Below are 19,503 nucleotides of genomic sequence, written 5' to 3' on the forward strand. Positions count from 1 at the left end.
AAAAGTGGCATATCCCCAATAAATTCAAGGGATTCTGCCACTTTGTTTTTCTGTAACTGTCGAAGATGGGATTATATTCTTTTCTATTTGCACTTGTCAATATCTTCTGATGTTCACTTTAAAAAAAAGAATTCGATATTTTTACCATTATGTCGTATAATATATTTTAAACATATTGAAATGTCTTTTTTGCTCTATAATTTTAAAACAGACAAATAGTGAAAGGAGAACATGCTATGGATGAAGAATTTACCACACAAAAAAGCGATTTTCTGAGAAAAAACCCTTCCCGGAAAACCTGTGAATCCATTATCCGCAGAATCCTATTGGCGGAGGTGGAACAGCAGGGAGAAAACCGTCATTTTAAACATGCCGTTGATTTTATGAGCTATTTTGAGTCTCTCTATCCTACATCTGACAGCCTCACCAAACAGGTACAGAGGGCAATCAAATCCATGAATATGCCAAAAGATGAAAAGGGATATTTCATTGTAAACAAATCTATGGAACAGATTGAGCAGGATTCGGCCTTAAAAAGCGGTTTTGCCCAGGCCCATGTAAAAACAATGTCCCTGGAAACCCTTACCCCTATTTTTCTTCAAGCTGACAGAGAACTTTGCCCCTACTTAAAAAAATTAATTGCACAATCCATTACTTTCCAGGATATGGTTGTCACCATGGCAGAAACTTCCAACGGTCTGATTCTCTATACAGACAAGCCGGATGAGCTGGAAAAACTGTGTCAGACTTATTGTGAACCCTCAATTTGTTAGATACTTTAACTTATTGTTTACAAATATAAAACAATTATCCTTAAGTCTGTTATAATATAAAAAGACAAGATTAAATTAAATATCTTGTCTTTTTATATTATATATCCCATATTTTTTTATTCTATTTAACGATTTTTTCTTCCAAATCTCTTGTTTTTCTTTATTTCTTTGTAAGGAGTTTTCACTTTATGGTGCATCATAAATTTTCGCTTAATCCGATAAAAGTTATCCGCAAGTTTTCGGATAATAAAAATTAAAATCACAAGAATCAAAAGACCCGCTATAACTGTAAAAATCAACCCCGGTGTAATCTGAAAAACTTTCTTTTCCTTTGGAGGAATCATGCTTTCTGTCTCTTCCACCTGATGATTATCCCCAAATACTTCCTCACCCTCATGAAATTGGAATTGGTCAATCTGAGCTCCGGTGGCAACAATGTCTGCCCGTCCCACAATTCTGTCAGAATAAGTATATTGTATGCTTCCAAGCACATCCTTACCCGCATAGTCATAAATTATCTGGGAGTCCGCATCCTTAAACTCTGCCGTCACTGGAAGAATCACGCTCCCCTCCTGGTCCAAAGACACAAAGGGCTGGCTGTTGTTAAAATTACCGCTTTTTTCTTCCTCCTGATTCCCATATGTCTCTTCATTTTCTGACACATTCATTTTTTTAAAATTATCGAAACAAAAATCTAATAAAGCCCTTGTATCCTCATAGTGGCCGCTGCCCGGTGCATCCATAACCACGCATACAAGAGTCATGCCGTCTTTTTCTGCATAGGTAACCAATGTGGAATTTGCAGCTAAAGTATATCCTGTCTTTCCTCCCAGGCAATAATCATACAAATGCTCCCTGGTTCTGTAGGGATAAAGCATCTGATGATGATTCTGCAAAAATGTCTCTTCATCTTCATGCTTATTGGTAAAAGGAATGGTGTAAGTCTTTGTGCCGCAGATTATTCGGAACGTCTCATTGGAATAAGCTTCCCGGGCAATCAAAGCCATGTCATATACGCTGGTGTAATGCTGCTCATCGGGAAGCCCGTTGCAATTATTAAAGTGGGTGTTTTTACACCCTAAAGCAGCACACCGCTCATTCATCATATCCACAAATGACTGAATATCCCCGGCTACATGCTCCGCCACAGCATAGGCACATTCATTGGCGGAGGCAAGCATAACCGCATAGAGACATTGTTCCATCGTCATCTCTTCCCCCACATCCCGGGCAATTCCGGAACCTTCCGTATTGAATACAGAATCTTTGGAAAAAGTAACCACTTCATCCATAGTGCTGTTTTCCACGGCAAGGAGAGTGGTAAGAATCTTTGTAATGCTTGCAGGATAATGGACATCATGGATGTTTTTCTCATATAATATCAATCCTGTACTAAGTTCCATAACAATCGCCGCGGAAGATTGGACTTCCGGTCCCTGAGGCCAGTACTGCAGCTGGGAGCCCTGGGTATTTAGGGAAAAGCTGCAGACTGTAACAGCAATGGCGCTGATGCAGCCAACCAGCTTTTTCTTTATTCTTTTTCTATCTATCTTCAATGTACACCTCTCATAATAGTTAAAATCAACCTGCAATACTTACAGTATAGACTTATTTCCTCTCTCTATCAATCTTTTTTCATTTATACTTTCCATTTTTCCCTATTTATTATAAAATACTATAGTAGCAAAACTTTTACAGTATAAGGAGAACATATGCGCTTAAGAAATATTAAGGGTGCCGATGAGGCAGTTGCGGAAAGCATTTATTGTATACAAAATCCCAGAGACTATAGAGGAAATTGGCACACTCTTTTTTCCAATACAAATCCTATCCACATGGAAATCGGCATGGGAAAAGGAAAATTTATTATGGAATTAGCTTCACAAAATCCCAGCGTCAATTATATTGGGGTAGAACGCTATACCAGTGTGCTTTACCGGGCCCTGCAAAAAATGAAGACAGAAACCCTCCCCAATTTAAAGTTTCTCTGTGTGGATGCAAAAATTCTTCCGGAAATATTTGCACCAGGGGAAATCGATAAAATATATCTTAATTTTTCCGACCCCTGGCCAAAAGACAGACATGCCAAGAGACGCCTTACCTCTGGTGCTTTTCTCTCCTGTTATGACTCTGTTTTAAAACCGGAGGGCACAATAGAATTTAAAACAGACAATAAGGGCCTCTTTGATTTTTCTATGGAAGAAATTCCTGGGCAGGGTTGGAAAATAAACGCCAGCACCACGGACCTGCACAGGGATACTTCTATGAACCAGGGCAATGTAATGACTGAATATGAGGAAAAGTTTTCTGCCATGGGAAATCCTATTTATAAGCTCATTGCCTCACGTTAACCAAAGAAAAAATTCCGCATATAATAAATAAATCATCTCTTATTGGGAGTCTTATGGGAAACTGCAACTGTAACTGCCGCAAACGTCACAGCAGATGCTGTTACTTTTTTTACCGCCACCCCTGCTTTCAGAAAAAAATCTGCTGTCTGCGCCGTTCTTTTTTGGAAGTCCGGCATATTTTAAACCTGCACTAATCTTGTAATAAACACAATAATTCTTTTGGGGTTTCCGCAAATACCTTTCCCCCCTGCTCCACCAAAAATTCCTTTTCACGAAATCCCCAGAGAACACTAATACAGGGGATTTCTGCATTATTTGCCGTCTGAATATCCACATCGGAATCCCCCACATACACCGCATGTTCTTTATCTACATTAAGTTCTTTTAATGCCTGAAACACTGCATCGGGAGCCGGTTTTCTCCTCACTCCCTCTTTTTCCCCGGCGGCAATCATATCTAAATCTTTAAAATAATACAAATTTAACTCCTTTACTGCAAAATCTGCCTTATTGGAAACCATGGCAAGCTTTACCCCATCTCTTTTCAACTGTTTTAAAACATCCATGATGCCAGAATAGGGCTTTGTTTTATTTTTACAGTTCTTTTTATAGTCATCCTTAAAATACTGAAAAATATTTTCAAATTCAGGATGTGCGTTTCCCCCTTCCACAGCCTGAAGCATTAAATTACGGATTCCGTTTCCCACAAAATTTCTTACTTCCTCCAAACTTCTCTCTTTACAGCCGTATGCGAAAAGAGCTGCATTTACACTGTCTTTCAGGTCCTCCAATGTGTCCAGCAAAGTTCCGTCCAAATCAAAAATAACTGCTTGATACCGATACATAATCTCCTCCATATCTTATACTCAATTTGTTTACCTTTTTATCTTTATAAAAAGAAAAAGCACCAACCCCACAGCCTTCCGCTGCAAAATCGGTACTTTATACTGCGCCACCAGGGGTTCGAACCCTGGACACCCTGATTAAGAGTCAGGTGCTCTGCCAGCTGAGCTAGTGGCGCATAACTGCTTGTCTTTTTCAACGACACGGTATATTATATATTAGAATTCATAAAATTGCAATACTATTTTTAAAAAAAGTTTGCCATTTTTTTATAATTGAAAGGAGATTTTTATGAATATTTTACCAAGATTTTTAAATTATGTTTCCTACTGGACAACTTCTCAGGAATCTGCAGGGACGACCCCTTCCACCAGCCGGCAATTTGACCTTGCCAGGGTATTGGAACAGGAACTAATTTCCCTTGGGGTAAAAGATGTAGTGCTGGATGAATTTTGTTATGTCTATGGATATCTTCCTGCAACGGAAGGCTATCCTTCTAGGAAATCGATAGGTTTGATTTCCCATATGGATACGGCGCCGGATATGAGTGGAAAAGATGTAAAGCCCAATATCATAGAAAACTACGATGGAACAGATATCATCCTTCCAAATGGAAAAGTCTCTATCTTAGTCAGTGATTTTCCGCGATTAAAGTCATTAAAAGGAAAAACTTTAATTACTGCAGATGGAAATACACTTTTAGGCGCAGACGATAAAGCGGGAATTGCTGAAATTATCACTGCTGTTGAGGAAATTTTAAAACGCAATCTACCTCACCCTGATATCTATATAGCATTTACTCCTGATGAAGAAATCGGCGAGGGTTCTGACCATTTTGATTTAAACCGATTTCAGGCAGATTTTGCCTACACAGTAGACGGTGATTATGAAGGTGAGATTGCTTATGAAAATTTTAATGCCGCCTCAGCCGAATTTACTCTGAAAGGAAAAAATGTACATCCAGGAGAGGCAAAAAACATAATGGTAAACGCAGCTTCCATAGCCTGTGAAATTCAATCTCTTCTACCGGAACATGAAACCCCGGAGCACACGGAAGGCCGTGAAGGATTTTACCACCTGACCAATATTTCCGGTGATATAGGACAGGCAAAGCTGTCTTATATTGTAAGGGACCACAATGGAGATTTATTTCAGAAAAAACTTGATTATCTGGAAAAAGTGAAAGAATTTATTTCAGGAAAATACGGAAAAGATACGGTAACTCTTAGCATACAGGAAAGTTATCGGAATATGGTGGAAATTATAGATAACCATATGGAAATTATTCGACTTGCAGAGGAGGCAATTACCTCTGTGGGACTGACTCCTGTTTCCACTCCTGTGCGTGGAGGAACCGACGGGGCCAGAATAAGTTTTATGGGGATTCCCTGTCCCAACCTTGGAACAGGAGGTTATGGTTTCCACGGTCCTATGGAACATATTGCACTGGAAAGTATGGAAACTGTAGTAGAAATAATCTGTCATATTGTATCCCATGTAAATTAAGAAAAAGGGGCTGTGAAAAAGCCTCTTCCCCCTATGTCTCCGGCCTGGCACAATACAAAAAATCAGAAAATCCTGCCCTGCCCCCTGTCTCTTTTGTGGCATAGAGAAACAGCCCAAACCGGCATCCTGCAAAATGGTCCAGACCAAAATGCAGTTTCTGGGTGACGCCAATCTGCTTCCACCCGTTTCCGTGGTGATAAAAAAATTCCGCCTCATCCTTCATTTTAAAAAAGTCCGCCTTTACCCTCAGCCGGACAACATCCTGCCCTGCCCTCACCGATTCCCACTCTGTCTCCTGGAACCCCTCTCCCTGCCGTCCCAGTGGGGAATCCTCTTCCAATGACCTGCCCTTCATTACAATGTAACAGCCATCCTTTTTCCTTGTGACGGCAACCATGCCGTAACACCCCTGCAGGGCACAGATTCCGGCGTAATCCCCCTCCTTCAGCCCGGAGGCGTCAACCGTCACCTCCCCGGCACAGCCGGGATAAATCATTCTCTGGGTCAGCATGTTGTTTGCCTGCAGCAGGCTTTCACACAGCCTGCCTGCCTTCAGCCAGAGAATGCCACGCTCCGCATCCTGCTCCACCAATTGCATATCCGGTTCATGGTTAAACTGCCATACGCTTTTTAGCCCATAACAGCCGTACTGCTCCCTCTCCTGTTCCCTGGAAAGGCTCTCCTCTTTTCTGAAATCGTCGCTCTGCACCAGAGGCCGGCAGGAATGGTTTTTCCCCTGGGGCAGCTCAAACTGCCCTGGGACTTTCCCCCGGACTCCTAAAACCGGCATATGCCCTTCCCAGGCAGCCGGAACCAGCACAGGGATTCTCCCCACCGCCCCATAGTCCTGAAACAGCACGCCGTACCATTTCCCCTCCGGCGTATCTACAATCCCTCCCTGGGCCACCCCCTGGCCGCAGTACCCCCGGTCGTCATTCAAAACATCCCCGCCCTTAAATTCCCCGTCAATGGAGTCAGCCGCAAAACATGCCTCTGTGCGCATCCATCTGTCCCTCAGGGAATGGATAAAAAACAGGTAATATCTTCCGTTGATTTTATAAAAATGCGTCCCCTCATACCCCAGCCCCGGATGCCCCTCATCCCAGACCGCCAGGCGGTGCAGCCCCCCTGCCAAAGGCGCCGTCAGGTCGCTGTTCAACTGGGTAATATAAATTTTCTTATTCCCGTAGGCAATATAGGCATTGTCCCCGTCAAACAGCAGGGAACTGTCGTGGTAAAACCCCTGAATCTCCTGCTTTTTCCAGGGCCCTGCTATCTGTTCCGATGTGTACAGATAGGTTTTGCCCGTGTCATTTGCAGAAAAGCACACATAAAACAAATTGTTGTGATACCGCAGGGATGCCGCCCACATTCCCTTTCCATATATGTTCCCCCCCTCCATCCTCTGTTCCGGGGTACTGTCCAGTCTATCGTATACAAAGGCAGCGTGCTCCCAGTTTACCAGGTCATAGGAGCGGAGTATCTCTCCCCCCGGCATAAAATGCACCATTGTGGTTATCATGTAATATGTGTCCCCCACCCGGATTACATCCGGGTCCGGGTAGTCCAGTTTCAACAGTGGGTTGATCCCGCTTTCTGATTTTTTCATCTCTTTTCCTCCTGTCCCACAAATCATTGACAAAATAGATAGCTTCATTATAACAGTACTTTATATATATGTAAAGTTTTATTGTCAATCCACAGCAGTTTTGAAAAAATTTATTTTTAGATGCAACAGACCTGTAAAAGGAAATCGTTACGGAATATATAAATACCATAACAAAAAGAAACGGAAATTAATGGCAGCATAACTATGTAGCCAACGGTTATCCTTTTGGAAGCCTGTTTTGCGACAGGCTTTGATAGAGACGCCCAAAAATATTTAAAGCAATCAAAATCATGAGAACAGCCATGATAGTCACCAACTGGTGCCATCATGGCTGTTCTTTATGAGACTTTTTTTACAGCCCCTTTCTTTTTAAACACTTGCCAGTAAAGCGGCAATTTCATCAGGAGTCATTACATGATTGGCATCATTGGAGGGAGCGGAAACAGTTGGCGCAGGTTCCGGCTCAGGTACAGGCTCCGGCTCAGGCTCAGGCAGCGGTGTCTCTCCAATTAATTTTGCAATTTCATCAGGGGTCATTACATGGTTGGAATCATTTGATACAACTGGACTCTCCTCTACAGACTCCGGCTCGTTATGTTCCTCCGGCATAGGGATACTTGCCAGCATTTTATCAATTTCTTCCATTGAGGGAATCTCCTCCGAAATATTAGATAAATCTATCTCCGGAACAAATTCTTCCTCATTATTTTCATTTATAAGCTGTTCAATTTCTTCCGGGGTCATCTTAGGATTAATTTCACTCTCCACAGGCGTTATCTGATCCATCAAATCCGACAAATCTTCCTGAGATTTTTCCACCTCAAGAGATGCCATTTCAGGTTCTTCTTCCGCTGCCATCTGCTGCAGTTCCCGAACTTTTTCTTCCAAATCTCCCAGATCCCCGGCATCCATATTATCTGTGAGAGGTTCGACTCTGGGTTCCAGATTGTCTAATTCTTCTATCTCAGGCATCACCAGTTCTTCCGGCTCTTCTTTTAATTCCTCTATTTCAGGCATATCAAACTCTTCCGGTTCTTCCTTTAATTCCTCTATCTCAGGCATTACAATTTCTTCCGGTTCTTCCTTTAATTCCTCTATCTCAGGCATTACAATTTCTTCCGGTTCTTCCTTTAATTCCTCTATCTCAGGCATTACAATTTCTTCCGGTTCTTCCTTTAATTCCTCTATCTCAGGCATTACAATTTCTTCTTGTTCTTCCAGATTTTCTTCCTTCTGAATTTCTTCTTTTTGAATTTCAGGCTCTTCCTGTGAGATATGGGAAATAGATAATTCTTCCGGCTCCATCATCACATGGGGAGAAATATTGATAGAGCTGAGTTTTTCCTCCATCTCGCTGCTAATGGATTTTTCTATCTCATTTAACCTTAATATTACATCCAAATTTTTACTTTGCATTTCACTGCTGACAAATTCACTTACCTTATCCATGTTTTCTTTTACTGCATTTTGGATATCAGTAAATTTACCATTCATTTCCTCTAAATACCCTTTCAACTCTTCGTTTGAGTTGATCACTGCCGTGGAATGTTCTTTGCTCTTATTAATAGTAACTTTTGCAATAGACTTCTGAGCAGAAATCAAATCCTCCAGCGGAAGTCCTGATTCCCCTTTCAGAAGAAAAAGCATGTCAGCCAGTTCAGCAAAATTTTTCCTCATTAAAAGATAAGTTGCTTTCTCTGATTTGAATATACTTTCAAATTCTTTTTCCCTCTTATCCTCTCTCTCCTGCTCTTTTTCATCCTGCAAAATAAAAACAGAATTGGCAATGCGGTATACAAGAAATAAAGAAACTGCACCAATTAATAACAGGAAAATATAACTTTTTGGAAAATTAAGCATGAGATACACTTCTGCTAAAAGCAGTAGCGTCAAAATCATTATACATAGTATAATATGTAATTTCCTTTTCTCTTTATTTCCCTGTACTCCATTATCCTTAATCATATAATACTCCCTTGTACTTTATATTGTAACACCCTGTAAAGTGTTACTTCCTATATATTTATATTCATTGTAGCATACTGTACTTTGTTTTCAAATACAATTTATTCTTACATATCAGAATAATAAGAAAGAGTTTCCAAAAATTCTTCTGGAACTTCCAATCCGCTGTTTTCTCTTTTGCGTATACGCAGCTCCCACTCTTTTGCCTTTTCACTGAAATTCCTCTGTTGGGCCTGCATTGCATGTTCAAATGCCACATTTGTTTTTAAAAACTCCCTCATAGATTTTTCAAATGGACAATAGGTAGCCAGAATCTGTCTGGAAACTTTATTTAATTTTAAAGCAGAATTAGATTCAAAGTAAATCCATGTTTCATAATCAGACAGAAATATTTCTCTGCTGTTATTTCTTGCCCTTTGAATCTGGCTTCTAATCTTTTCTCTTTTTTCTTCTGTAAGATCATGATTCTTCCGATAATACTGAATATAATCCATGTATTCTGAGGTAAGAGATTTATATTGGATATTATTCCAGGACGCCCCCTGTTCACATCTGCAGTATTCCCAGTGAAACCGTCCAAAGGCTTTCGTCACCGCTTTATCCAATTCACTCTCAATCATAACCGGAAAAATGAACCTGGCTGAGGAATCACGCCTCTTTCCTGTAATTTCCTGCCACATGGAAGAAGTTGTACCATAAATGGGACAAAGTATCACATCAGGGTAAACCTTGCGCATTACATATTCTTTATCCACTTTCATTTCCGGATTACTGTAGAAAACCTCCCGGTAAAACACGGTGAAGTCTTTCTTTTCTAATTCAAGAATAGACTCACATAATTGTCCTTTTGATATAAATATACGGGATAAATCCCCATAAAATTGGTCTTTATACAATATAGGAACATAAGTAGATAATTTTCCGTTGACAATTTTATTGTTGCTGCTAAACATATTGTCAACTTCAAATTCCACTCTCTTTCCTCTATCCTGGAGGAACTGTTTTTCCTGTTCAGCTGTTATATCCCCTGTACGTTTTGCCTCCCGGAGATAATCTCTGAAATCCTGTTCAAAGGAATTTCTGGAAGTATCTTTTCTTCCCTCATAAATTTCCTTTAACCATTCCGGCATGGTATAAATACGGAAAGGCATATTTTCTTCTTTTTTGTTTACCATTTCACATAAAAATACCAGCTGGTCTCTGTCCAGTAAACGTTCATCCATATATCCGTAATTCAGGAAAAGTTTAACCGCTAAAGGAACAGGCTTATTTTCCAGCCATGGAAACAGGCATTTTTTGTAAAGAGTAAAAAAGAATCCTATAATTTGCTTTTTCAGCTTTCTCACATCATCCTGGGTGGAAAGTTTATCCGAAACCTGAATAAATTCTTCGATAATATTTTTAATCTCTTTCTGCTGTGCTGTCTCTGTTTTGGAAAAGTCAAGAATCTGCTGAAGAGAATTTTCAAGCATTTCCACATTCTCTTCTTTCGCCCCCTCCTCCGGCTCCTCGCTGCTCATAATGGAAGCGCTCATAATAGAGGCTAATTTCTTTTCAAGTTCTTCTGTATCTTCCAGAAGTTTTTCCCCTGTCCATTTTTCAATTTCTTTGGTGATAACAATTATCTTTTCTTTGGTGTCATTGACATGGAGAATATTCTCCATTTGAAGCTTGCCGTTTTTCTTTAATTCCTTGGCATAACGAACTTGTCTGTCAAACAATCCACTGCCTTTATCATTATAATACAGAGAATAAATTTCTTTTATGTAATTTATAATTTCCATACTGGAATCCTGAAGTTCATGTATAATAACGGAAGCCTCCTCCGATTGGCTCAGAGTCATAATACTGCTCCTGTTAAAGAAATCTTTCTTCAGCTCAAGAGGAACTTTATTAAATTCCCTGTAATATGCTATCTTGTGTTCTTCCGTTTTCAATTCAAACATTTGGTTTGGATGATGTTCAAAAAATTCTTCCGGCACTTCCTCTTCCATACCTGCCTTTACAGCAAACTCGTAATGTTTTTGCAAAAAAAGATACAACTCTATAGCCCTGTTTAATAAATGCTCCTGTTCCTCTAAATAATTTGCGAACTCCTTTGCAACAGAATCAATAATAATTCCCAGATATTCCTTATTGCTGCTCATAAAATTCTGTAAAGATTCTATATCATATGCGGGAAACGCATAGAAAATGGTATACTCATCCGTTGTGTAATTTCCAAAATACTCATCTGCAAACACATCTGGGATGGCAACCATCTCCCCCGCTTTTGCAATTCGTTTTACACCATGATTTTCAATTCGGATACTTCCCTTAATAATCCAGCCGATAAAACTTACCTTATCCCCTTTTTTAAACAGTAAAGTATCTTTTTCAATCTGATTCAAATTATTTGCTTCCAGAACAAATTCCATATTATAATCCACCCAAACTTATTTTTTTATTGTTCCTGCTCTTTTAATTCTTTAATTGCGGCAAAAGTAATCTCATAATCTTTTTTCACCTGCTCTAAAATATCATCTGCATTGTCTGCTTTTCCATGACGAAGAGCTTCCGCCATGTCATGGCTGGATTTAAAAAGAGTCAATAAATCCAGATTTTGGCAAAGTCCTTTCATTGTATGTGCAGCGCGGAATGCCTCTTCTATATCATTTTCTTCCATTGTTTTACACAGTGTTTCAAAGGTCGTATCATCCAGAAATTTAAAAACATATTTTTTAATACGTTCCTCTTTCATGAGACGTCCCATAATGGAATCGTAATTTCCTCCAACTCTTGCGTAAAATTCTTTCAAATCCATAACATTTCCTCCAAGAATCAATCATAATTTATTTTTTCCTGCCACAAAAAACACAATATATTTTTTTTATTATATCACTTTTTAATTATAATAACAAATTATTTTATTCTGGAAATTCTTTTAATTTTAGAAATGTTATTGGAAAACCGACTTACAATGTAAAATACCGAAAACTCTGGAATTCCAGTGTTTTCGGTATTTCTTACTACGTCGCTAAGAGGATTTGAACCTCCGGCCTACCGCTTAGGAGGCGGTCGCTCTATCCAGCTGAGCTATAGCGACAATTAAAAATTATATATATTATTGTGCCTTATTTAGCACTTAATAAGTTTAACACTTCTGCAGAAAAAAATCAACTAATTTCTAATATTAACTGTTCCCTGCATCCAAATATTTCCTTTAAATCTTCTCCCCACTGCAGGTACTCCCACTAAATCATTTTCATTGATACAAATATTATAAACTAAATCATTGGTATCCACAGTCATAACACAAATCCTATCCTGGGAAAAGCTATTGCTCACATAATAATAATTTAAAATTTCCCCCAGAATGGAATACTGGTCACTTTCTATTCCATGGGGCATAAAATAGGAATCCACAATACTGAGAATATCTTCGTTTGCAATTCTTCTGGAAATCATAGAATAAGTATCAATATCTTCTAAAGTAAGGCTCTCTATAGCATCCTCATCTCCATCCCTTGCCGCTGCAATTAAATGATTCCTGTTCTGATTTGTCTTTTCATTTTTTCTTATCTGCTTTTCATTTTTGTTAATGGGAAGAATAATTTTTCCCCCTAAAGAAAGTCCGGCCATAGTGGATGTGACATTAGAAGGAAATCCCCCTTTACTATCTTCAATAAAAGAGAGATATTCTCCCACGTTCTGCAAAAAGTATATCAGAGTCACTCCCACTTTTATATCATCGCACACTGCAGCGTAAGATTCTTTATCTGCATGTTTTTCAATTCCAACCTGTTCATGGCTTGTGATACCGCTTCCCAAAAAAAATGGATAATAGTAATCCATACTAAATTCTCCGTTTTCCAAATAAGAACCGCAGGCGCAAATTCCCATGGACTCCCCAATATGCATGGTATACTGTACAAACTCATTTCCTTGGGAATCCGTAGCTGTATGAATATAGTCATGGGATGCCACGACTTTATTCAAAAGCTCTTCTAATTGTACATTGTTTAATTGTTCAAAACCAATCGCTCTCATAAAACTGTGCATGGCTTACCTTCTTTCCTATAAACTGCTAAATGCTATTCTATCACGTTCTCAATAAAAATACCAGTTGTTTTTTCTAAATTACAGATATCATTTTCTATAATATTTCCATATGCTCCTGTCAGATAATGAATCACAGGTTTCTCTCTATGATTTGTCTGATTGACCACCACGCCGTATTTTTCATTAGACAATTTCACTTTTGTTCCCACAGGGTACTTAGATATCATAGAACATAAAATATGGAATAGTTCTTTATCAAATTTGCTGCCGGATTCAAAATCAAGCCGGTCCATTGCCTTATCCACAGATATTATTTTTTCTTCAAATCCCGAAATCATGCAGTCAAAAAAATCACATAACTGAATAATTTCACACTCTAAATTTTGTCTTCTCTGTTTTAATGGATAACCAGAACCGTCTTTTCTCTCATGATGGGATAAAACCATACTTTTAGATATTTTAGGAAACCAGTCATCTTGTCCATCTAATACAGTATATGCAAGAATCGTATGTTTTTTGAATTCAAATACATCCCCTGGAGATAACTTTTCCATGTCCAAATTTAAATAGGGAACTGTAATATAGCGAAGTCCTAAATCATGAAGCAGACATCCCAAAGCAACTTCTTCTTTTCTTTCCTTATCAAAGTTTAATTTTTCTGAAATTATTAGGGAAAGAACTGTCACCATAAGAGTATGCTCATAGAGATTTGTCTTTCGATTTCTGTAATCATAAATTTGATTTTTATCTATTCCGCTGACAAAACTTTGTATTTCCCCGGACAGTTTTTTTATATACCTTAGTGTATTCTTATCAGTATAAATATGTTTTTCTAAGATAATTTCAATTTCATGGATAAAATATTCTTTTTCAGATTCGGTAAAAAACATATGGGGAACCTCATATTTTTCATAGGGGTCCAAAACCTCCACATATGAGATATACATTGAAAAAAGAAGTTCTGCATACTCTTTTTTCAAAACGGTTCCTGCCTCTAACAGTATTTCTTTTTCTTCTGTTAAAACAGGAGATGCTAAAATATCACCGTCCTGTATATGCTTCACTTCTTTTATAATCATTTTCTACTCCGCTTAATCTTTGCTTTTCATTGCCATGTCCAAAGCTTCCTGTTCTTCATCAGCTAATGCGATAATGGAATTTCCGTCAATGATTTCCTTTATGTAAGTATAACATCCTTCTCTGCTGTGCATAGCATTTACAATAAATCCATCATTTATTTCATTCAAAAGAGCCAGTGAAAAACTTAACTTGCCACCCATTTCATGAAAAGCATCGTATTTTACCAATCCAACTTTTTGGAAAGTAGTTTTCATATTTTTATAAATTTTTTGAATATCAGATTCATTTTTCTGTGTGGAAGAAATAAGATGGTCAATTTGATCCATACGGCTTAATATGGATTCTTCCAAAGTTTTTGCATTTTTTCCATCCATAAACATTTTGTACTTTTTTTTCAGCTTATGCATCTGTATGATATTGATAAACACAATAAGCAAAAGTAAAACTGTCAATGCTGCCAACCCCATTATTACATAGTCGGAGTCAATTCCTAAATAATATTCTATCATATCTCTGTTCCTCTTTTACTGTTAATTTTGTATTGATTGAAATAAATCCACAATCCGGTCAAGTTCCTCAGAAGAATAGTATTCAATTTCTATTTTTCCTTTTTGGGCATCTTTCTTTTTTATTTCTACTTTTGTGCCTAAAATAGATTTCATTTTTTCTTCCAGGTCCTGATAAATTATCTCTAATTTCGGATCAATAGGAGTTTCTTCTTTTGGTGATTCCTGCTTCTCATTTTGAATTTTCTTTACTAATTTTTCTGTCTCCCGGACACTTAGCTTCTCATCAAAAATTTTTTGAGCAAGACTATACTGCTTTTCCGGATCCTCAATGGCAAGAAGAGCTCTTGCATGTCCGGTAGAAAGCATATCGTCAATCAGCATCTGCTGAACTTCCTTAGTTAATTTTAAAAGACGCATAGAATTTGTCACTGCTGTTCTGCTCTTGGAAACTCTTTCTGCTACCTCGTCCTGTTTTAAATTAAACTCTTCTAAAAGACGTTTGTAAGCAAGTGCCTCTTCAATAGGATTTAAATCTTCTCTCTGTATATTTTCAATCAGAGATATTTCCACGATTTCCTGCTCGGATAAATTTTTAATAACAACAGGAACCTCTTTTATCTTTGCCATCTTGGCAGCCCGCCATCTTCTCTCTCCGGCAATAATCTCATAATAATCATTTTTATCCTGCACCAGCAAAGGCTGTAGAACACCAAATTGCTTTATTGATTCTGATAATTCCAATAATGCATCTTCATTAAAAGTTTTTCTTGGCTGTTCCCTGTTTGGTTCCACTTTCTGAATATCCATCATAACTGCATCTTTGTATGCGTTTTCAATTACTGGCTGAGTATTGCTATCTGCAGATTCTGTTTCTTTCTCAACAAATGTTTTTGAAGGAATCAGAGAATCCAGCCCTTTACCTAAACCACCTTTTTTTGCCGCCATATTATAAATCCTTTCTATCAATCACTTCTTTTGCTAACATGCGATAACTCTCTGCTCCAGTTGATTTTGAGTCATACTTATTGATAGGCAGACCGTGGCTGGGCGCTTCTGCTAAACGCACACTTCTTGGAATAATTGTCTTATAAATGGTAGTATCCAGGTTTGTTTTTACATTTTCTACAACTTGAAGGGAAAGATTTGTTCTGGCGTCATACATAGTAAATACAACACCTTCCATTTGCAAATTTGAATTCAGACGTTGCTGAACAAGATTTATGGTGTGTATTAACTGGCTTAATCCTTCCAACGCATAATACTCACACTGAATTGGAACTAAAACTGTACTGGCTGTAGTCATAGCATTTACAGTCAACATATTTAATGAAGGAGGGCAGTCAATGATAATAAAGTCGTAATCGTCTTTGATATAATCTACTTCATTTTTTAATATGTATTCCTTATCATTTATCCCCAATAATTCAATCTCTGCTCCGGCAAGATTTACATTGGAAGCAATTAAATCCAGGTTTTCCACTTCCGTATTTACAATACATTCTTTAATTGTACATTCATCCAGCATTAATTCATATATTGTATTTTCCAGTTCATCTTTGTCAATTCCTAAACCACTACTTGTATTTCCCTGGGGATCAGTATCTATAGTTAGAACTTTTTTTCCTAATTCTGCAAGACAAGCAGATAAATTTATTGCTGTGGTAGTTTTACCTACCCCGCCCTTTTGGTTAGCTATTGCTATTATACGTCCCATATTATTTTTTTGTTATTCCTTTCTTTTTTGTTTTTAATTATAGCACTATTCGATTTTCTTTTCTATAAAAAATAGAATTTAGTGGTTCTATATTTTATTGTTACTATATATTGTGGATGTTTCACGTGAAACATTTTTCATTTATCACATTTTATCAAAAAAATGTAAAATTTTGTATTAAGTAAAACATATTTACATTTTTTGTAAACTAATTGTAATTTCTTATTAATACAAAAGAGAAAATGTTTCACGTGAAACATTTTCTCTTTTATTTTGATTTTAATTAATGTCTACAAGATTATTTCGGATTGCAAATACTGCCGCCTGTGTTCTATCTGCCACGCCTATCTTTTTAAAAATATTTGAAACATGGTTTTTTACTGTTCTCTCACTTATATTCAACTTTGTAGCTATCTCCTTATTGTACATTCCTACAGCTAAATTTTTCAAAACATCCAATTCCCTTTTCGTTAAACTCTCCAATTTATCATGATCATTTTTCATATTTAACATCTTAGAATTTAAAATTGGAATCATACTTGGCTGTATATATGTTTCTCCCCTTATTACAGTCATTATTGCTTTTTTTAATTTAGAAGATTCGGAATCTTTTAACAAATAACCATTAATCCCTATCTCCATTGCTTTCATTAAATACTCTACTTCATTATGCACTGTCAATACTAATACTTTTATTTTTGAATTTCTATTTTTTAATTCCTGCAAAACTTCTAAACCATTTTTCTTTGGCATATTTATATCAAGCAATAAGACATCAGGTTTTAAATTATCCGTAATCTGCAAACATTCTTCTCCGTCATTTGCCTCTGCTATCACTTCAAACTCCCCTCCTAATTCCAAAAGCTGTTTTAATCCTTCACGAATCATGGAATGGTCATCTGCAATCATAAGTTTTACTTTTTCCGACATTTGCTACTCCTCTCTGCTTATTGGTACTTCTACAGTAACTCTTGTTCCTTTTCCGATTTCCGTATTAATTTCAATAGTCCCAGATAGGAGATAAATACGTTCTCTCATAGTAGATAAACCAAAGCCTGAATTATCATCCTTAATTTCTCCTGCCTGTTCTTCTAAAGAAAATCCATCTCCATCATCACAAATTAATATTTTTATTTTGTCTTTTTCATAGCTCAACTTTACAAACAATAAAGTGGCATTGGCATATTTCAGTACATTATTACATGCTTCTCGAATAACCCTTAAAATAGTTAATGCAATAACAGGTTTTAATTGATAAGATTTTCCCTCCTTCGTAAAATCTGCATGGACAATTCCTAGTTGATTAATTCGATACATTTCTCTCTCAATAACATCATCAAAACCAATATCATCCATAGACATAGGATGCAAATCATATATCATTTGACGCATTTCTTCAATAATGCTTCTCAAAGATTTCGTCATAGACAACATTTCCAAACGACACCTGGGAGGATCTAATTCTAAGAGCTTTGTACAAAGTTCTGTCTTGTGAACCAAACCGGTAAGACATTGAACTGAAGAGTCATGCAACTCTCTGGCAATCCTCTGTCTCTCTAACTCCTGGGTTTCCAACAACTTCAATTTTAATATTTCTTTTTCCTGTATACTCTTTTCAAATATTCTTTCGTTTGCAGCAGATTGCTGCTTTGCAATTTTTAATACACTATTCAATTCATCAATTTTAGAATCAATCTTTAATAATTCTTTTTTTTTCTTTTCAATGGATTCTAAAAAATCATGCTGTTGAGTTTCTAACTGCTCAATCTGATTTTTCAAATCTACGTTTTGCTTTCTGGGAGAAAAAGCATCAAAATTTTTTTCATCCTCCAATTTCAAGCGCTCCATATATCTCAGATGCTTATTCATTTTTGAGGTAATATCACTCTGCTCTTGCTCCAACTGGATTTTGTTTTCTAGTAACTCAGAATAAATATTTTCCAAATAAGTAATTATCATAGTCTCTCCTAGAACATTTGTTCTGTAACCATTTTTCTAAAAAGACAAGTATACATATATATATTTTACTTCATTCCTGCATAAAAATAAAGTAATTTCAAGGAAATTTGTTTGTATATCCTCATCATTTCGTCTATAATATAAATAATAAAACTTTTAAGGAGGCCCATATGAAAAAAAATATCAGACATTTCTTTTTATTAAGTGCACTGGCCGCAGGCACCATATATGGAATTAATACTTTTATAGATGCAACTGCCGGTGTACGCAAATATCTAAATACCACGTCAGGACGTTTTTTTGAATGGCGCTACGGAAATATATTTTATACAAAACAGGGAAAAGGAACTCCGGTTCTTCTTATCCATGACCTGCATCCCGCCAGTTCCTGTGCTGAATGGGAAAAAATTGTAAAGAAACTAGAAAAAGAGCATACCGTCTATACCTTAGATTTATTGGGTTGCGGCCGCTCAGATAAACCCAATTTCACTTACACCAATTATATGTATGTTCAGTTAATCACTGATTTTGTAAAAAAGATAATAGAAGAAAAAACAGATGTATTTGCCACAGGTGACTCCGGCTCCTTTACCTTAATGGCTGCAAATATGGATGATAGCATTTTCCACCGGATTTTCCTGGTGAGCCCTCCCTCTTTAGAATCTCTCCAGGGTATTCCAAATAAAGGGGACAACTTCCTAAAAAATATAATCGACCTTCCCATAATAGGAACCTTTTATTATAATACAAAAATGCGGGAACAGAGAATTACCGAATTATTTGAAAGAGATTATTTTAAGCGAAAAAATTTAATTTCTGACGAGACAAAAAATGCTTATCATGAATCAGCTCACTTAGACAGAAGCAAAGGCAAATATTTATATGGAAGCATAATTGGAAATTACACCAAAATAAATATTATTCCAGCATTAAAGAAAATTGAAAATCCCATATATCTTATTGGAAACAGAGATAAAGAGTCCTCTGTGCAGGTATTGGATTCCTACCTGAAATATGATGAAAATATTGAAACTGCTTATATCTCCAACTGTGGCAAACTTCCTCAACTGGAGGATCCAAAAAAATTTATGGAAATCATACGGATGTTTTATGAAAGCTAATAATAAAAAATACCGCTCCAAAAAATATAGAGC

The 19,503-nt window shown here is 37.1% G+C and carries 18 protein-coding genes and 2 tRNA genes; 4 read left to right on the forward strand and 16 right to left on the reverse strand.

Annotation, left to right across the window (positions count from 1 at the left end; all coding sequences use genetic code 11):
- Window positions 1-236: 236 nt before the first annotated feature.
- Window positions 237-773, forward strand: a complete 537-nt coding sequence (locus tag D7Y06_RS14425; RefSeq protein WP_120408478.1) for a hypothetical protein — start codon at window positions 237-239, stop codon at window positions 771-773.
- Window positions 774-898: 125 nt separating this feature from the next.
- On the opposite strand, the gene D7Y06_RS14430 is transcribed toward D7Y06_RS14425, so the two are convergent.
- Window positions 899-2,329 carry a D-alanyl-D-alanine carboxypeptidase family protein gene (locus D7Y06_RS14430; protein WP_243119335.1) on the reverse strand — a complete coding sequence of 477 codons (1,431 nt, stop codon included), beginning with the start codon at window positions 2,327-2,329 and terminating at the stop codon, window positions 899-901.
- Between the two features lie 156 nt (window positions 2,330-2,485).
- Here D7Y06_RS14430 and trmB point away from each other — a divergent pair, with 156 nt between their 5' ends.
- On the forward strand, window positions 2,486-3,124 hold the full coding sequence (trmB, locus tag D7Y06_RS14435; RefSeq protein WP_120408479.1) for a tRNA (guanosine(46)-N7)-methyltransferase TrmB: 639 nt from the start codon (window positions 2,486-2,488) through the stop codon (window positions 3,122-3,124).
- 32 nt (window positions 3,125-3,156) lie between these two features.
- Here the strand turns inward: trmB and D7Y06_RS26000 are convergent, their stop codons facing one another.
- From D7Y06_RS26000 to D7Y06_RS14445, 3 genes are all read right to left on the reverse strand, one after another.
- Window positions 3,157-3,300, reverse strand: coding sequence for a hypothetical protein (locus tag D7Y06_RS26000; protein WP_158591379.1), 144 nt, complete (start codon window positions 3,298-3,300; stop codon window positions 3,157-3,159).
- A 14-nt stretch (window positions 3,301-3,314) separates the two neighbouring features.
- A complete protein-coding gene (locus D7Y06_RS14440; RefSeq protein WP_120408480.1) occupies window positions 3,315-3,968 on the reverse strand; it encodes an HAD family hydrolase in 654 nt (217 codons plus the stop codon).
- 103 nt (window positions 3,969-4,071) lie between these two features.
- Window positions 4,072-4,144 (reverse strand) — tRNA-Lys (locus D7Y06_RS14445).
- Between the two features lie 113 nt (window positions 4,145-4,257).
- Here D7Y06_RS14445 and pepT point away from each other — a divergent pair.
- Complete coding sequence (pepT, locus tag D7Y06_RS14450) at window positions 4,258-5,472, forward strand: peptidase T (protein ID WP_120408481.1); 1,215 nt, start codon at window positions 4,258-4,260, stop codon at window positions 5,470-5,472.
- Window positions 5,473-5,503: 31 nt separating this feature from the next.
- On the opposite strand, the gene D7Y06_RS14455 is transcribed toward pepT, so the two are convergent.
- From D7Y06_RS14455 to D7Y06_RS14510, 12 genes are all read right to left on the reverse strand, one after another.
- On the reverse strand, window positions 5,504-7,081 hold the full coding sequence (locus D7Y06_RS14455; RefSeq protein ID WP_120408482.1) for a glycoside hydrolase family 43 protein: 1,578 nt from the start codon (window positions 7,079-7,081) through the stop codon (window positions 5,504-5,506).
- Between the two features lie 369 nt (window positions 7,082-7,450).
- Window positions 7,451-9,046, reverse strand: coding sequence for a hypothetical protein (locus tag D7Y06_RS14460; protein WP_120408483.1), 1,596 nt, complete (start codon window positions 9,044-9,046; stop codon window positions 7,451-7,453).
- A 107-nt stretch (window positions 9,047-9,153) separates the two neighbouring features.
- The gene (locus tag D7Y06_RS14465; protein ID WP_120408484.1) at window positions 9,154-11,463 is read right to left on the reverse strand and encodes a hypothetical protein; all 2,310 of its coding nucleotides are present in this window, start codon (window positions 11,461-11,463) and stop codon (window positions 9,154-9,156) included.
- Between the two features lie 26 nt (window positions 11,464-11,489).
- Complete coding sequence (locus D7Y06_RS14470; RefSeq protein WP_120408485.1) at window positions 11,490-11,849, reverse strand: Hpt domain-containing protein; 360 nt, start codon at window positions 11,847-11,849, stop codon at window positions 11,490-11,492.
- A gap of 208 nt (window positions 11,850-12,057) precedes the next feature.
- Window positions 12,058-12,131, reverse strand: a tRNA-Arg gene (locus D7Y06_RS14475).
- A gap of 74 nt (window positions 12,132-12,205) precedes the next feature.
- Complete coding sequence (locus D7Y06_RS14480; RefSeq protein ID WP_120408486.1) at window positions 12,206-13,087, reverse strand: DUF3881 family protein; 882 nt, start codon at window positions 13,085-13,087, stop codon at window positions 12,206-12,208.
- 32 nt (window positions 13,088-13,119) lie between these two features.
- Complete coding sequence (locus D7Y06_RS14485; protein WP_120408487.1) at window positions 13,120-14,166, reverse strand: HD-GYP domain-containing protein; 1,047 nt, start codon at window positions 14,164-14,166, stop codon at window positions 13,120-13,122.
- Window positions 14,167-14,178: 12 nt separating this feature from the next.
- Complete coding sequence (locus D7Y06_RS14490) at window positions 14,179-14,676, reverse strand: DUF4446 family protein (RefSeq protein WP_120408488.1); 498 nt, start codon at window positions 14,674-14,676, stop codon at window positions 14,179-14,181.
- A 21-nt stretch (window positions 14,677-14,697) separates the two neighbouring features.
- On the reverse strand, window positions 14,698-15,621 hold the full coding sequence (locus tag D7Y06_RS14495; RefSeq protein WP_120408489.1) for a ParB/RepB/Spo0J family partition protein: 924 nt from the start codon (window positions 15,619-15,621) through the stop codon (window positions 14,698-14,700).
- 1 nt (window position 15,622) lies between these two features.
- Complete coding sequence (locus tag D7Y06_RS14500) at window positions 15,623-16,390, reverse strand: ParA family protein (protein WP_120408490.1); 768 nt, start codon at window positions 16,388-16,390, stop codon at window positions 15,623-15,625.
- Window positions 16,391-16,669: 279 nt separating this feature from the next.
- Window positions 16,670-17,320 (reverse strand): response regulator, encoded by a 651-nt coding sequence (locus tag D7Y06_RS14505; protein ID WP_120408491.1) that lies wholly within the window; start codon window positions 17,318-17,320, stop codon window positions 16,670-16,672.
- A 3-nt stretch (window positions 17,321-17,323) separates the two neighbouring features.
- Window positions 17,324-18,349 (reverse strand): sensor histidine kinase, encoded by a 1,026-nt coding sequence (locus tag D7Y06_RS14510; RefSeq protein ID WP_120408492.1) that lies wholly within the window; start codon window positions 18,347-18,349, stop codon window positions 17,324-17,326.
- Window positions 18,350-18,519: 170 nt separating this feature from the next.
- Between D7Y06_RS14510 and D7Y06_RS14515 the strand changes: the two genes are divergently transcribed.
- Window positions 18,520-19,470 (forward strand): alpha/beta fold hydrolase, encoded by a 951-nt coding sequence (locus tag D7Y06_RS14515; protein ID WP_120408493.1) that lies wholly within the window; start codon window positions 18,520-18,522, stop codon window positions 19,468-19,470.
- The last annotated feature ends 33 nt before the right edge of the window (window positions 19,471-19,503 follow it).

Origin of the sequence: Roseburia sp. 1XD42-69 (assembly GCF_003612565.1) — a bacterium.
In the GTDB taxonomy this organism is placed as follows: domain Bacteria; phylum Bacillota; class Clostridia; order Lachnospirales; family Lachnospiraceae; genus Roseburia_B.

Excerpts from the sequence above, each read along its gene's own strand:
- D7Y06_RS14425 (WP_120408478.1), top strand. The coding sequence starts at position 237 with ATGGATGAAGAATTTACCACACAAAAAAGCGATTTTCTGAGAAAAAAC.
- trmB (WP_120408479.1), top strand. The coding sequence starts at position 2,486 with ATGCGCTTAAGAAATATTAAGGGTGCCGATGAGGCAGTTGCGGAAAGC.
- D7Y06_RS26000 (WP_158591379.1), bottom strand. The coding sequence starts at position 3,300 with ATGCCGGACTTCCAAAAAAGAACGGCGCAGACAGCAGATTTTTTTCTG.
- D7Y06_RS14440 (WP_120408480.1), bottom strand. The coding sequence starts at position 3,968 with ATGTATCGGTATCAAGCAGTTATTTTTGATTTGGACGGAACTTTGCTG.
- pepT (WP_120408481.1), top strand. The coding sequence starts at position 4,258 with ATGAATATTTTACCAAGATTTTTAAATTATGTTTCCTACTGGACAACT.
- D7Y06_RS14455 (WP_120408482.1), bottom strand. The coding sequence starts at position 7,081 with ATGAAAAAATCAGAAAGCGGGATCAACCCACTGTTGAAACTGGACTAC.
- D7Y06_RS14460 (WP_120408483.1), bottom strand. The coding sequence starts at position 9,046 with ATGATTAAGGATAATGGAGTACAGGGAAATAAAGAGAAAAGGAAATTA.
- D7Y06_RS14465 (WP_120408484.1), bottom strand. The coding sequence starts at position 11,463 with ATGGAATTTGTTCTGGAAGCAAATAATTTGAATCAGATTGAAAAAGAT.
- D7Y06_RS14470 (WP_120408485.1), bottom strand. The coding sequence starts at position 11,849 with ATGGATTTGAAAGAATTTTACGCAAGAGTTGGAGGAAATTACGATTCC.
- D7Y06_RS14480 (WP_120408486.1), bottom strand. The coding sequence starts at position 13,087 with ATGCACAGTTTTATGAGAGCGATTGGTTTTGAACAATTAAACAATGTA.
- D7Y06_RS14485 (WP_120408487.1), bottom strand. The coding sequence starts at position 14,166 with ATGATTATAAAAGAAGTGAAGCATATACAGGACGGTGATATTTTAGCA.
- D7Y06_RS14490 (WP_120408488.1), bottom strand. The coding sequence starts at position 14,676 with ATGATAGAATATTATTTAGGAATTGACTCCGACTATGTAATAATGGGG.
- D7Y06_RS14495 (WP_120408489.1), bottom strand. The coding sequence starts at position 15,621 with ATGGCGGCAAAAAAAGGTGGTTTAGGTAAAGGGCTGGATTCTCTGATT.
- D7Y06_RS14500 (WP_120408490.1), bottom strand. The coding sequence starts at position 16,390 with ATGGGACGTATAATAGCAATAGCTAACCAAAAGGGCGGGGTAGGTAAA.
- D7Y06_RS14505 (WP_120408491.1), bottom strand. The coding sequence starts at position 17,320 with ATGTCGGAAAAAGTAAAACTTATGATTGCAGATGACCATTCCATGATT.
- D7Y06_RS14510 (WP_120408492.1), bottom strand. The coding sequence starts at position 18,349 with ATGATAATTACTTATTTGGAAAATATTTATTCTGAGTTACTAGAAAAC.
- D7Y06_RS14515 (WP_120408493.1), top strand. The coding sequence starts at position 18,520 with ATGAAAAAAAATATCAGACATTTCTTTTTATTAAGTGCACTGGCCGCA.